14 protein-coding genes are annotated in these 12,580 nt (G+C 60.9%); 10 read left to right on the forward strand and 4 right to left on the reverse strand.

Annotated features, from left to right (window positions below; translation table 11 throughout):
- The first annotated feature begins 16 nt into the window (after window positions 1-16).
- The 5 genes from folE (at window position 17) to M1D68_RS21075 (ending at window position 3,111) form a co-directional block, all read left to right on the forward strand.
- Entirely contained in the window at window positions 17-574 is a 558-nt protein-coding gene (gene folE / locus M1D68_RS21055; protein ID WP_434560605.1) for a GTP cyclohydrolase I FolE, read from the forward strand.
- Complete coding sequence (folX, locus tag M1D68_RS21060; RefSeq protein ID WP_420765493.1) at window positions 575-955, forward strand: dihydroneopterin triphosphate 2'-epimerase; 381 nt, start codon at window positions 575-577, stop codon at window positions 953-955.
- A 97-nt stretch (window positions 956-1,052) separates the two neighbouring features.
- A complete protein-coding gene (locus M1D68_RS21065) occupies window positions 1,053-1,349 on the forward strand; it encodes a DUF1244 domain-containing protein (protein WP_420765494.1) in 297 nt (98 codons plus the stop codon).
- On the forward strand, window positions 1,342-1,680 hold the full coding sequence (locus M1D68_RS21070; protein ID WP_420765495.1) for a HopJ type III effector protein: 339 nt from the start codon (window positions 1,342-1,344) through the stop codon (window positions 1,678-1,680). Before M1D68_RS21065 ends, M1D68_RS21070 begins: the two co-directional genes overlap by 8 nt.
- Window positions 1,681-1,860: 180 nt before the next feature.
- On the forward strand, window positions 1,861-3,111 hold the full coding sequence (locus M1D68_RS21075; protein WP_457968200.1) for a 2-aminoadipate transaminase: 1,251 nt from the start codon (window positions 1,861-1,863) through the stop codon (window positions 3,109-3,111).
- A 195-nt stretch (window positions 3,112-3,306) separates the two neighbouring features.
- Here the strand turns inward: M1D68_RS21075 and trxB are convergent, their stop codons facing one another.
- Complete coding sequence (trxB, locus tag M1D68_RS21080; RefSeq protein WP_457968202.1) at window positions 3,307-4,269, reverse strand: thioredoxin-disulfide reductase; 963 nt, start codon at window positions 4,267-4,269, stop codon at window positions 3,307-3,309.
- A gap of 312 nt (window positions 4,270-4,581) precedes the next feature.
- On the opposite strand from trxB, the gene cysZ reads away from it, so the two are divergent.
- Window positions 4,582-5,337 (forward strand): sulfate transporter CysZ, encoded by a 756-nt coding sequence (gene cysZ / locus M1D68_RS21085; RefSeq protein ID WP_457968204.1) that lies wholly within the window; start codon window positions 4,582-4,584, stop codon window positions 5,335-5,337.
- 64 nt (window positions 5,338-5,401) lie between these two features.
- Window positions 5,402-6,577: a glycosyltransferase family 4 protein gene (locus M1D68_RS21090; protein WP_434560613.1), complete on the forward strand. Its 1,176-nt coding sequence runs from the start codon at window positions 5,402-5,404 to the stop codon at window positions 6,575-6,577.
- Window positions 6,578-6,632: 55 nt separating this feature from the next.
- Here the strand turns inward: M1D68_RS21090 and M1D68_RS21095 are convergent, their stop codons facing one another.
- The 3 genes from M1D68_RS21095 to M1D68_RS21105 form a co-directional block, all read right to left on the reverse strand.
- Window positions 6,633-7,736, reverse strand: coding sequence for an NADH:flavin oxidoreductase (locus M1D68_RS21095; RefSeq protein ID WP_457968206.1), 1,104 nt, complete (start codon window positions 7,734-7,736; stop codon window positions 6,633-6,635).
- Between the two features lie 189 nt (window positions 7,737-7,925).
- Window positions 7,926-8,408 carry a glutathione peroxidase gene (locus M1D68_RS21100; protein ID WP_445570882.1) on the reverse strand — a complete coding sequence of 161 codons (483 nt, stop codon included), beginning with the start codon at window positions 8,406-8,408 and terminating at the stop codon, window positions 7,926-7,928.
- Between the two features lie 122 nt (window positions 8,409-8,530).
- Window positions 8,531-9,016, reverse strand: coding sequence for an FKBP-type peptidyl-prolyl cis-trans isomerase (locus tag M1D68_RS21105; protein ID WP_265066092.1), 486 nt, complete (start codon window positions 9,014-9,016; stop codon window positions 8,531-8,533).
- Between M1D68_RS21105 and M1D68_RS21110 the strand changes: the two genes are divergently transcribed.
- The 3 genes from M1D68_RS21110 to M1D68_RS21120 all read left to right on the forward strand — a co-directional run bounded on the left by M1D68_RS21110 (window position 8,985) and on the right by M1D68_RS21120 (window position 12,421).
- The gene (locus M1D68_RS21110; RefSeq protein ID WP_420765502.1) at window positions 8,985-9,323 is read left to right on the forward strand and encodes a DUF3565 domain-containing protein; all 339 of its coding nucleotides are present in this window, start codon (window positions 8,985-8,987) and stop codon (window positions 9,321-9,323) included. The genes M1D68_RS21105 and M1D68_RS21110 overlap by 32 nt on opposite strands.
- An 89-nt stretch (window positions 9,324-9,412) precedes the next feature.
- The gene (gene pta, locus M1D68_RS21115; protein ID WP_420765503.1) at window positions 9,413-11,512 is read left to right on the forward strand and encodes a phosphate acetyltransferase; all 2,100 of its coding nucleotides are present in this window, start codon (window positions 9,413-9,415) and stop codon (window positions 11,510-11,512) included.
- Window positions 11,513-12,421 carry an acyltransferase gene (locus tag M1D68_RS21120; RefSeq protein ID WP_457968218.1) on the forward strand — a complete coding sequence of 303 codons (909 nt, stop codon included), beginning with the start codon at window positions 11,513-11,515 and terminating at the stop codon, window positions 12,419-12,421.
- Window positions 12,422-12,580 lie beyond the last annotated feature (159 nt).

A 12,580-nucleotide genomic window follows, 5' to 3' on the forward strand; every position in this document is an offset into this window, starting at 1 on the left:
GTTCGAGGAAGTATCCATGGCGCTTTCGCCCCAGCATTACCGTGAGATCCTGATCGGCCTGGGCGAAGACCCGGAGCGCGAAGGCCTGCTGGATACTCCGGTGCGCGCGGCCAAGGCCATGCAGTACCTGTGTCATGGCTACGAGCAAAGCGTCGAGCAGATCGTCAACGGCGCTCTGTTTGCTTCCGACAGCGATGAAATGGTGATCGTCGCCGACATCGAGCTTTATTCACTGTGCGAACATCACCTGCTGCCCTTCATCGGCAAGGCCCATGTGGCTTATATTCCAACGGGCAAGGTCCTGGGGCTGTCGAAGGTCGCCCGGCTGGTGGACATGTTCGCCCGCCGCCTGCAAATCCAGGAGAATCTCACCCGGCAAATTGCCGACGCCGTGCAGGAGGTCACCCAGGCTGCCGGCGTTGCGGTGGTGATCGAAGCCCAACACATGTGCATGATGATGCGCGGTGTGGAAAAACAGAACTCGACCATGAACACCTCGGTGATGCTCGGTGCCTTTCGCGAATCCAGCACCACGCGTCAGGAGTTTCTGCAATTGATTCGACGGAGCCAATAAATGCCTCAACTTCAACCCGCCATGGCGCGTATCAAGGTCAAGGACCTGCGCCTGCGTACGTTCATCGGCATCAATGAGGATGAAATCCTCAACAAGCAGGATGTGCTGATCAACCTGACCATCCTCTACGCGGCTCAAGAGGCCGTGCGCGACAACGACATCGACCACGCCCTGAACTACCGCACCATTACCAAGGCAGTCATTGCCCATGTGGAAGGCAATCGCTTCGCCCTGCTCGAACGCCTCACCCAGGAGTTGCTGGACCTGGTCATGGCGAACGAGTCGGTGCTGTACGCCGAGGTCGAAGTCGACAAGCCACACGCGTTGCGCTTCGCCGAGTCCGTATCGATCACGCTCGCAGCAAGCAGGGCTACTCCGTAGCCGCCAACAGTCTCAAGCTGTAACCTTCAAGCCTGAACGCCGCAAACCAACTAGCAGCTTGAAGCTCGCCGCTTGAAGCTGTCTCGCAGAGACCCTCATGAACGACCAACAACGCCTCGAACTTGAAGCCGCCGCTTTCCGCCGGCTGGTTGCCCACCTCGACAGCCGCAAGGATGTGCAGAACATCGACCTGATGAACCTCGCCGGTTTCTGCCGCAACTGCCTGTCCAAGTGGTACAAGGCCGCCGCCGATGAGCGCCAGGTCGAGGTCAGCCTCGATGATGCGCGCGAAGTTGTCTACGGCATGCCCTATGCCGAATGGAAAGCCCAATACCAGAAAGAAGCCAATGCCGAGCAGCAAGCGGCGTTTGCCAAAGGAAACCCCGATGCTTGACCTGAACACTTTCCGCGCCAGCCTCGAGAGCGGTGAGCATGTCTTTGCCGACACCCTGGCGTTCATTGCCGAAGGCTACGACTACCAGCCCCAGGCCTTCGACAACGGTGGCGTGAAGAACGCGGCCGGGCAGAACGAAGGCTCCTGCAAGACGTTGGGCCTGGCACTGCTTGAAGGCTTGAGCGACAAAGAGGCGCTCCTGGCATTCGGCGAGCACTACCGTTCGGTACTGAACACGCCCGAAGGCAGCGACCACGGCAATATCCGCGCGCTGATAGCCCACGGGTTGGCGGGGGTGAAGTTCGAAGCCCAGCCATTGCAACGCCGCTGATTCACCCGCTGTCGTAGCGAGGGAGCTTGTTCCCTCGCTACGGGGAATACGTCTCAAGTTAAATGGCACCTCACCACATCCCGACTTTTATGATTGACCCGGCGACTTTATTTCGTTTGCCGGGCACTGCTTCTCGCGGCTTAGATAAGGCAAATCCTTTCTTCTTCCGAGCCGTCATCCATGAGCCGCGACAGCATCAGCCAATCGATTTCCTTCGTTCACCCCGTCAGTCTCAGCCACGGGAAAAATGCCGAGGTCTGGGATTGCGACGCCAAGCGCTATATTGATTTCGTGGGTGGCATTGGCGTGTTGAATCTGGGCCATTGTCATCCTCGCATCGTCGAGGCGATCCGCGAGCAAGCCACCCGCCTGACGCACTACGCCTTCAATGCCGCGCCCCACGCGCCTTACGTCCAATTGATGGAGCGCCTGGCCGCATTCATCCCGGTCGGTTATCCGGTGAGCGGCATGCTGACCAACAGCGGCGCCGAAGCGGCTGAAAATGCCTTGAAGATCGTGCGCGGCGCCACGGGACGCACTGCCGTGATTGCTTTCGACGGCGGCTTCCATGGGCGAACCCTCGCCACCCTCAATCTCAACGGCAAGGTCGCGCCGTACAAACAGAAAGTCGGCGTACTGCCCGGACCGGTCTATCACCTGCCCTACCCCAGCCACGACAATGGCGTGACGTGCGCCGAAGCGCTGAAAGCCATGGACAGGCTGTTCAGCGTCGAGATCGATGTAAACGACGTGGCCTGTTTCATCGTCGAGCCGGTGCAGGGCGAAGCCGGTTTCCTGGCGATGGACGTGGCGTTCGCCCAGGCGTTGCGGCAGTTCTGCGACGACAAGGGCATCGTGCTGATCGTCGATGAGATCCAGTCCGGTTTCGGCCGCACCGGCCAGCGCTTCGCGTTCTCGCGACTGGGGATCGACCCGGACCTGATCCTGCTGGGCAAAAGCATCGCTGGCGGTGTCCCTCTGGGGGCGGTGGTAGGGCGCAAGTCGCTGATGGATAACCTGCCAAAGGGTGGGCTCGGTGGGACCTATTCTGGCAACCCCATCGCCTGCGCCGCCGCGCTGGCAACGCTGGATGAAATGACTGACGCCAATCTCCACGCGTGGGGCGCACAACAGGAAGAAGCGATCGTCAGCCGCTACGAGTCGTGGCGCCGCCGTGGGCTGTCGCCGTACCTGGGCCGCCTGACCGGCGTCGGCGCCATGCGCGGGATCGAACTGGCCCACGCCGATGGCACCCCGGCCCCGGCACAACTGACACAACTGCTGGCCCTGGCACGTGAGTCGGGCCTGCTGCTGATGCCCAGTGGTAAATCGCGGCACATCATCCGGCTGCTGGCGCCGTTGACGACCGAAGCGGCGGTGCTGGAAGAGGGCTTGGACATCCTGGAGACGTGCCTGGCGGAACTGGCCTGATCAAGGTTTTCCTGACCACACATAACCTTGTGGGAGCGAGCCTGCTCGCGATCGCGGTATATCAGTCAACATCGACATTGACTGGTCTGACGCCATCGCGAGCAAGCTCGCTCCCACAGAAACCGCCCATGAAGTTGCGTTAAATACCAAGCACAAAAAAACCGGCCGAAGCCGGTTTTTTTAATGCCCGATGAATCAGAACGAAACGTTCTGCAGGCCGTCCAGGTAACGTTCGGTGTCCAGAGCCGCCATGCAACCAGCGCCAGCCGAGGTGATGGCCTGGCGGTAGACGTGGTCGGCCACGTCGCCGGCGGCGAAGATACCTTCGACGCTGGTGGCGGTAGCGTTGCCGTCGCGGCCACCCTTGACGACCAGGTAGCCGTCCTTGAGCTCCAGCTGGCCTTCGAACAACGAAGTATTCGGCGTGTGGCCGATGGCGATGAATACGCCGTCAACCTTGATTTCTTCGAAGCTGCCATTGTTGTTCTTCAAGCGCGCGCCGGTCACGCCCATGTTGTCACCCAACACTTCGTCCAGGGTCGCGTTGAGCTTGAGGATGATCTTGCCTTCGGCGACGCGGGCGTTGAGCTTGTCGATCAAAATCTTCTCGGCGCGGAAGGTTTCGCGACGGTGAACCAGGGTGACCGTGCTGGCGATGTTGGCCAGGTACAGCGCTTCCTCGACCGCGGTGTTGCCGCCGCCGACCACCGCCACGGGTTTGTTGCGGTAGAAGAAACCGTCGCAGGTAGCGCAGGCCGAAACGCCTTTGCCCATGAACGTTTCTTCCGACGGCAGGCCCAGGTAACGAGCGCTGGCGCCGGTGGCGATGATCAGGGCGTCGCAAGTGTAGGTCGCGCTGTCGCCGGTCAAGGTGTATGGCTTGGCGGCGAAATCCACGGCATTGATGTGGTCGAAGACGATCTCGGTCTCGAAGCGCTCGGCGTGTTCTTTCATGCGCTCCATCAAGGCCGGGCCGGTCAGGCCGTGGACGTCGCCTGGCCAGTTGTCGACTTCGGTGGTGGTGGTCAATTGACCGCCGGCTTGCATGCCGGTGATCAACAACGGCTTGAGGTTGGCACGTGCCGCATAAACCGCGGCGCTGTAACCGGCAGGGCCGGAACCGAGAATAATCACACGCGAATGACGGACTTCAGACATGACCTGCTCCTGTTGACCGGACCCTGCGGCCCGGAACGCCGGCTGAGCGGCGGGAATAAAAAAAGACTGTTGATGCACTTGGGGAAGGCTTGGGTTCGACAGTCCTGTAAAAAGAATGGGTGCAGCGTATCGAGGGACCGAAGATTAAGGAAATACGGTTTAACAATCCAGCTCATAGGTGAGCTCTATCCGCCGCGACGTCGCCGATAGCGACAAACCTGCGCTAAACCTTTGTTACACGCCGTGTCGCGACTTTCCCGCACAAGGCAAAGTCGGTAAGGTCGGGCGCGTCCACTACCCTTGGAGCCACCTATGCCCGCCCCCGTCCTGTCCGGCCCGCAATATTTGCGCGAAGGGCTCAAATTGGTCCTGAGCCCCAGCCTGCGCCTTTTTGTTCTGCTGCCGCTGGCTGTCAACCTGCTGCTGTTCGTCGGGCTGATCTACCTCGCCGGCCACCAGTTCAGCTTGTGGGTCGACACGCTGATGCCGTCGCTGCCGGATTGGCTGAGTTTCCTGAGCTATGTCCTGTGGCCTCTGTTCGTCGTCCTTGTGGTGCTGATGGTGTTTTTCACTTTCACCATGCTTGCCAACATCATCGCGGCGCCTTTCAACGGTTTTCTCGCCGAGAAGGTCGAAGTGGTAGTGCGCGGCACGGATGATTTCCCAGCGTTCAGTTGGGGCGAGTTGGTCGCCATGGTCCCGCGCACCCTGGCTCGAGAGGCGCGCAAGCTCGGTTATTTTCTGCCCCGGGCCCTGGGGCTGTTCGTGCTGTCGTTCATCCCGGTGGTCAATCTGGTGGCCGCGCCACTGTGGTTGCTGTTCGGGATCTGGATGATGGCGATCCAGTACATCGACTACCCGGCGGACAACCATAAGCTGGGCTGGAACGAAATGCTCGCCTGGCTGCGGGAAAAGCGCTGGCAGAGCCTGGGTTTTGGCGGCAGCGTGTACCTGGTGCTGCTGATTCCCTTCGTGAACATTCTGATGATGCCGGCGGCGGTGGCCGGGGCGACGTTGTTCTGGGTGCGGGAGCAAGGCGCCGAGACGGCGCTGGCGCGTCAGGGCTGACCCGGTCACGAATCCGTCATCCTGACGTCACACTGGCGAAACGGCCCCGGTCGACACTGGGGCCATGACCACACTCCTGCACGTTACGCTCGTCACCGAAACCTTTGCGCCGGAAATCAATGGCGTAGCCAATACCCTGGGTCGTCTTCATGACGGTTTGCGCGCCCGCGGGCATCGGGTAGAACTGATTCGCCCTCGCCAGGCGGGAGACCTGGGTCTGACCAGTGATGACCAATTGCTGCTGTGCCGGGGCTGGCCATTGCCGGGGTATCCGGGTTTGCAGTGGGGACAGGCTTCGATGCACAAGCTGTTGCGGCGCTGGAAGCGTCATCGCCCGGACGTGTTGTATATCGCCACCGAAGGGCCGCTGGGCTTGTCTGCGTTGCGTGCCGCGCGGCGCCTGGGTATTTCGGTGGTCAGTGGCTTCCATACCAACTTCCAGCAATACACCCAGCAATACGGCCTCGGCCTGCTGAGCCGTGGGCTCACGCATTACTTGCGCTGGTTCCATAACCGCTCAAGCCTGACGCTGGTGCCCAGCGTCAGCCAGCGCCTGGAACTGGAACGCCGGCATTTCGAACGCGTGGCATTGTTGTCCCGTGGCGTGGATAGCCATTTGTTTCATCCGGCCAAACGCTCAGCCGCCTTGCGCAAGAGCTGGGGCCTGGATGATGACGCTATCGCGGTGCTTCATGTGGGACGCCTGGCGCCGGAGAAAAACCTGGCGCTGCTCAAACGCAGTTTCGACACCCTGCGCAGTGCTTTTGCGACACGGCAAATCAAACTGGTGATCGTTGGAGACGGCCCACAGCGGCTCGCTCTCGAGCAACAACTGCCCGAGGCGATATTCTGCGGGGCGCAACGAGGCGAAGCGCTGGCCGCCCATTACGCGTCCGGGGATGTGTTTGTCTTTCCGAGCCTGACCGAAACCTTCGGCAACGTTGTGCTGGAAGCACTGGCATCCGGGCTGGGCGTGGTGGCCTACGACCAGGCCGCGGCGGCGCAGCACATCCGTCATGGCTATAACGGCGTATTGGCGATGCCTGGGGATGAAGAGGCATTTTGCGACGCGGCGCGTTGGCTGCTGGAAGAGCCAGAGGCCTTGCGTTGCGTGAGGCTCAACGCGCGCCAGCATGCCAGCCGCCAGGGCTGGGGGGCGGTGATCGAGCAGTTCGAGGCGTTATTGCGAAGCGCTTGTGTCGGCGAGCAGGTGCTGCCTGCTGCGCCGACTGTGCGTTGATATCCGATGATGCCGAGGCAGCCATCGCGAGCCTGCTCGCGAAGGCAGACGCCGCTTACACCAAGGTCATCAACGCCTCGCGACTGAACGGCAGGATGTCCTGCTCACGCCCGTCACGCACTTTCTGCGCCCAGTCGGGATCCACCAGCAGAGCACGGCCCACCGCCACCAGGTCGAACTCTTCCTTGTTCAGGCGCTCCAGCAGGTTTTCCAGGCTGGCCGGTTGGGCAACCTTGTCGGTATTGACCATGAACTGCAGGAACTCGCCGTCCAGGCCGACACTGCCGACGGTAATCGTTGGCTTGCCGGTGAGCTTGCGGGTCCAGCCGGCCAGGTTCAGGTCCGAACCGTCGAACTCAGGCTCCCAGAACCGACGCGTGGAGCAATGGAAAATATCCACGCCGGCATCGGCCAACGGCTTGAGGAACGCTTCCAGCGCCTCAGGCGTCTGCACCAGGCGCGCGGTGTAGTCCTGCTGCTTCCATTGAGAAAATCGGAAAATGATCGGAAAATCTTCGCCCACCGCAGCGCGAACGGCGCGGATCAGCTCGATGGCGAAGCGCGAACGGTTGGCCAGGTCGCCGCCGTAACCGTCCGTGCGCTGGTTGCTGCCTTCCCAGAAAAACTGATCCACCAGATAGCCGTGGGCGCCGTGGATCTCGACGCCGTCCATGCCGATACCCTTGGCATTTTTTGCCGCTTGGGCGAAGGCGGCGATGACTTCGTCGATGTCTGCCTGGGTCATGCCGTGAACCACGACCTGGCCATCCTTGAGCTTTTCAGTCGGGCCATAGCCTGGTACGGCGCCGTCCGGCTCGGTACCGAGGCGTCGGACATTGCCTACGTGCCACAGTTGCGGAACGATCTTGCCGCCTTCGGCGTGCACGGCATCGACTACTTTCTTCCAACCCGCCAGCGCGGCGTCACCGTAGAAATGCGGTACGTTCGGGTAGCCATTGGACGCCTTGTGACCGACCGTCGTGCCCTCGGTGATGATCAGGCCAACCCCGGCCGCCGCGCGACGACGGTAGTACTCGATCACCTTGCTGTTCGGTACGCCGCCCGGCGAAAAGGAACGGGTCATCGGCGCCATCACGACCCGGGTCGGCAGCTGGAACGTGCCGAGCTGAAAGGGTTTGAACAGGGCTTGTACAGGCATGGGGCACTCCACGGGATCGGTCACGGTTCATATATGACGACGATAATATGAAGCTGAAGCAGAGCTGGGTAGCACTATTGATTGGAGTGATTAAGGATCAGAAGGGAGCCGAGAGAACGCTTTTGTTTTGAGGCCCGCAATACGTGGCGAGGGAATGTATCCTCTCGCCACAAAGGTTCGCCTGACGGTTTAGCTCAGGGCTTTTTCGATCGCCTGGATCACCGCAGGATCATCGGGCGGCGTGCGCGGCGAGAAACGCGCCAGCACCCGGCCGTCCTTGCCGAGCAGGAATTTTTCGAAGTTCCACGTAATGTCTCCAGGGAACTCGGCGCCCTCGCCCGCCAGCAGACGATAGAGCTGATGACGTTCTTGACCGTTCACTTCCAGCTTGCTGGACAGCGGGAACGTCACGCCATAGTTGAGGCTGCAGAATTCCTGGATTTGCTGATCGGTTCCAGGCTCCTGTCCGGCGAACTGGTTGCAGGGCAGGCCCAGCACACTGAAGCCCTTGTCCTTGTACTGCTGGTAGAGATTTTCCAGCGCCGCGTATTGAGGCGTCAGGCCACATTTGGAGGCAACGTTGACCACCAGCACGACTTGCCCTTTGAACGGTGCCAGAGGAAGCTCCTGACCATCCAGGGTTGTCAGTTTAAGGTCGTGGAAAGCACTCATGACGAAACTCCAGGTTTGCAGATCTTTTCGATACAGCCATGGGTGATGCTAACAGCAAGCGACTAAAAAGGCGCCGTATGGCGCCTTTCCAGTTCACTGTTTCCTTGAACGTAGCGCAGGAATCAGTGGTGATGGCCGCCTTCGCCATGGACGTGGCCATGGGCAACTTCTTCTTGGCTGGCGTCACGGATATCGACGATCTTGACTTGGAAGTTCAAGCGCTGGCCGGCCAACGGGTGGTTGCCGTCAACGGTGACGTCATCGCCGTCCAGGTCGCGAATGGTGACGATCTGCATCTGGCCATCCGGCGCCGAAGCGTGGAACTGCATGCCGACTTCCAGCTCATCCACACCTTCGAACATGCTGCGGCTCAGGGTGCTGACCAGTTCGGCGGAGTACTCGCCGTAGGCGTCTTCCGGCTCGACGGTCACGTTCAGCTCGTCGCCGGTGGTTTTGCCTTCGAGGGCTTTTTCCAGGCCCTGGATGATGTTGCCTGCACCATGCAGGTAGACCAGCGGAGCGCCGCCGGCAGAGCTGTCGATGACCTCACCAGCGTCGTTGGTCAGGGTATAGTCGATGGAGACAGCCTTATTGGCGGCGATCAGCATGGGGCGAGACCTTTTGCATAAGAATGAAGAACGGACAAGTCTAAACAAGGATTTGCCCGAAAGCGAACGGAACCCGGACAAACGGGCTAGCTCGAACAGACCAACGGTCACGGGTTTCCGCCAGGATGAGGACGGACACTGGGTCGTCGAGCTGTCTTGCGGCCACACCCAGCACCTGCGCCACCAGCCACCGTGGCAATCCCGGGCCTGGGTACTGGACCCGGCGCAACGTATTGAAAAAATCGGCCAGCCCTTTGCTTGCGGCTGGTGCGCTCAAGGCCCGGTTAGCGATAACCTTGGCGACTGAATTGTGGGTAGATGACCAGTCATAGGTCGCGCCCTGGTGCCCTGTTTCGCAAATACAGGGCACTGGCCATGCACCCTTAGAGAATCCGCATGCAAACTTTTTTTATCGCACCCACCGATTTTGGCGTGGGCCTGACCTCCATCAGCCTCGGGCTGGTGCGTACCCTGGAACGGGCCGGGCTCAAAGTCGGCTTTTTCAAACCCATTGCCCAGCCTCATCCTGGCGATACCGGCCCGGAACGCTCCACCGAACTGGTGGCCCGCACCCACGGCCTCAAACCGCCGCAACCGCTGGGCCTGGCTCATGTGGAGCGCATGCTCGGCGATGGCCAGCTCGATGAGCTGCTGGAAGAAATCATCACCCTCTATCAGCAGGCCGCCGTCGGCAAGGACGTACTGGTCGTCGAGGGCATGGTCCCGACCCGCAGCGCGAGCTACGCCGCCCGGGTCAACCTGCACCTGGCCAAGAGCCTGGACGCCGAAGTGATCCTGGTGTCGGCGCCGGAAAACGAAGTGCTGACGGAGCTTTCCGGTCGCGTCGAGTTGCAGGCACAACTGTTTGGCGGCCCCAAGGACCCGAAAGTCCTCGGCGTGATCTTGAACAAGGTTCGCACCGACGAAAGCATGGAGGCGTTCACCGCGCGCCTGAAGGAACATTCGCCGTTGCTGCGCAGCGGCGACTTCCGCCTGCTCGGCTGCATCCCGTTTCGCCCCGAGCTCAACGCCCCGCGTACCCGCGACGTGGCCGACCTGATGGGCGCGCAGGTGCTCAATGCCGGCGACTACGAAACGCGGCGCATGAGCAACATCATCATTTGCGCCCGCACCATGCGCAACACCGTGGAACTGCTCAAGCCCGGCGTACTGGTGGTGACCCCTGGTGATCGCGACGACATCATCCTCGCCGTGAGCCTGGCGGCGATCAATGGCGTACCGCTGGCCGGCCTGCTGCTGACCAGCGACACCCTGCCCGACCCACGCATCATGGACCTTTGCCGCGGTGCGTTGCAGGCCGGGTTGCCAGTGCTGTCGGTGAGCACCGGCTCGTACGACACCGCCAATCTGCTCAACGGCTTGAACAAGGAAATCCCCATCGATGACCGCGAACGCGCGGAAATAATCACCGATTTTGTCGCCAGCCACCTGGACGCCCGATGGCTGCACCAGCGCTGCGGCACGCCACGGGAGATGCGCCTGTCACCGGCGGTGTTCCGCTATCAACTGATCCAGCGCGCCCAGGCTGCCAACAAACGCATCGTATTGCCGGAAGGCAGCGAACCGCTGACAGTGCAAGCCGCCGCCATTTGCCAGGCGCGGGGCATCGCCCGCTGCGTGTTGCTGGCAAAACCGGCCGACGTCGAGGCCGTGGCCCGCGCCCAGGGTATCGAACTGCCGCCGGGGCTGGAGATTCTCGACCCGGATGTGATTCGCGAGCGTTACGTCGAGCCCATGGTGCGGCTGCGCAAGAGCAAAAGCCTGAACGCTCCCATGGCCGAGCAGCAACTGGAAGACACCGTGGTGATCGGCACCATGATGCTGGCGCTCGATGAAGTGGACGGGCTCGTCTCCGGCGTCATCCACTCCACCGCCAACACCATCCGCCCGGCGTTGCAATTGATCAAGACCGCGCCGGGCTGTTCGCTCGTGTCGTCGGTATTCTTCATGCTGTTTCCCGAGGAAGTGCTGGTGTATGGCGATTGCGTGATGAACCCGCACCCAAGCGCTGCGGAACTGGCCGAGATCGCCTTGCAAAGCGCCGACTCCGCCGCGGCGTTCGGCATCACGCCACGGGTCGCGATGCTCAGCTATTCCAGCGGTGAGTCGGCCAGCGGCGAAGAAGTGGAAAAGGTCCGCGAAGCAACGCTGCTGGCCCATGAGGCGCAACAGGGGCTGTTGATCGACGGCCCGCTGCAATACGATGCCGCCGCCAACGAAGCCGTGGCACGGCAACTGGCGCCCAACAGCCAGGTCGCAGGTCGGGCCACCGTGTTCATTTTCCCGGACCTCAATACCGGCAATACCACCCACAAGGCCGTGCAGCGCAGCGCCGATTGCGTCAGCCTCGGGCCAATGCTGCAAGGTCTGCGCAAGCCCGTGAATGACTTGCCGCGTGGCGCCCAGGTCGATGACATCGTCTACACCATCGCCTTGACCGCGATTCAAGCCGCCAACCGACCTCTGGATATTTAAATGCTGGATTTCCTGCCTCCCCCTGTACGGGGCGTGATCGCCTCGCTGCTGTTGGCGTTGAACACCATCGCCTGCTGCACGCCGCTGTTCATCGTGGCGATCTTCAAACTGTTGCTGCCCTTCCCCGCTGCCCAGCGTTTTACCGACTGGCTGATGAGCCATATCCACGAAGCCTGGATCAGCAACAACAAGGCCTGGATGAACCTGTTGCGCCGTACCCGCTGGCATATCAGCGGGCTGGAAGGCCTGGACTACCAACACTCATATCTGGTCACCAGCAATCATCAAAGCTGGGTCGACATCATGGTGTTGCAGTACGTCCTGAACCGACGCATCCGACCGTTGAAGTTTTTCCTCAAGCAAGAGCTGATCTGGGTGCCGGTGATTGGCCTGGCCTGGTGGGCACTGGGCTTCCCGTTCATGAAGCGTTACTCCAAGGCTTACCTGGAAAAACATCCGGAAAAGAAAGGCAAGGATCTGGAAACCACCCGCAGCACCTGTGCGAAATACCGCAACAACCCGGTGGGTATTTTCAATTTCGTTGAGGGCACGCGCTTCACCGAAAGCAAGCATGCCCAGCAGCAATCACAGTTTCGCTACCTGCTCAAGCCCAAGGCCGGCGGCATCGCGTTTGTGCTCGATGCGATGGGCGAACAATTGGAGTCGATCATCAACGTGACGATTCATTATCCGGGCGGCCGCCCGGGGTATTGGGATTTGCTCTGCGGCAACGTTGGCGAGGTGGTGGTGCACTTCCAGGAGCTGAAGATACCGCCGCAGTTCATTGGCAAAAGCTACGACCAGGACGGGGAATATCGCCTGGAGTTCCAGGGTTGGATCAACCAGCTGTGGCAGGACAAGGATGCGCTGCTTGAGCAGATGCATCGGGAATATCCCAACAAGTCTTGAGCTGGCTGCACCGGCCTCATCGCGAGCAAGCTCGCTCCCACAATGGTCACTGCTGAGGCAAATACCTGTGGGAGCGAGCTTGCTCGCGATGGCGTCCCTCCAGACAACAAAAAAGCCCGCCGATGATCACTCATCGGCGGGCTTTTACTTGCCGCTTGC

The sequence above is a fragment of the Pseudomonas sp. R4-84 genome (assembly GCF_054130985.1).

Excerpts from the sequence above, each read along its gene's own strand:
- folE (WP_434560605.1), top strand. The coding sequence starts at position 17 with ATGGCGCTTTCGCCCCAGCATTACCGTGAGATCCTGATCGGCCTGGGC.
- folX (WP_420765493.1), top strand. The coding sequence starts at position 575 with ATGCCTCAACTTCAACCCGCCATGGCGCGTATCAAGGTCAAGGACCTG.
- M1D68_RS21065 (WP_420765494.1), top strand. The coding sequence starts at position 1,053 with ATGAACGACCAACAACGCCTCGAACTTGAAGCCGCCGCTTTCCGCCGG.
- M1D68_RS21070 (WP_420765495.1), top strand. The coding sequence starts at position 1,342 with ATGCTTGACCTGAACACTTTCCGCGCCAGCCTCGAGAGCGGTGAGCAT.
- M1D68_RS21075 (WP_457968200.1), top strand. The coding sequence starts at position 1,861 with ATGAGCCGCGACAGCATCAGCCAATCGATTTCCTTCGTTCACCCCGTC.
- trxB (WP_457968202.1), bottom strand. The coding sequence starts at position 4,269 with ATGTCTGAAGTCCGTCATTCGCGTGTGATTATTCTCGGTTCCGGCCCT.
- cysZ (WP_457968204.1), top strand. The coding sequence starts at position 4,582 with ATGCCCGCCCCCGTCCTGTCCGGCCCGCAATATTTGCGCGAAGGGCTC.
- M1D68_RS21090 (WP_434560613.1), top strand. The coding sequence starts at position 5,402 with ATGACCACACTCCTGCACGTTACGCTCGTCACCGAAACCTTTGCGCCG.
- M1D68_RS21095 (WP_457968206.1), bottom strand. The coding sequence starts at position 7,736 with ATGCCTGTACAAGCCCTGTTCAAACCCTTTCAGCTCGGCACGTTCCAG.
- M1D68_RS21100 (WP_445570882.1), bottom strand. The coding sequence starts at position 8,408 with ATGAGTGCTTTCCACGACCTTAAACTGACAACCCTGGATGGTCAGGAG.
- M1D68_RS21110 (WP_420765502.1), top strand. The coding sequence starts at position 8,985 with ATGGAGACAGCCTTATTGGCGGCGATCAGCATGGGGCGAGACCTTTTG.
- M1D68_RS21105 (WP_265066092.1), bottom strand. The coding sequence starts at position 9,016 with ATGCTGATCGCCGCCAATAAGGCTGTCTCCATCGACTATACCCTGACC.
- pta (WP_420765503.1), top strand. The coding sequence starts at position 9,413 with ATGCAAACTTTTTTTATCGCACCCACCGATTTTGGCGTGGGCCTGACC.
- M1D68_RS21120 (WP_457968218.1), top strand. The coding sequence starts at position 11,513 with ATGCTGGATTTCCTGCCTCCCCCTGTACGGGGCGTGATCGCCTCGCTG.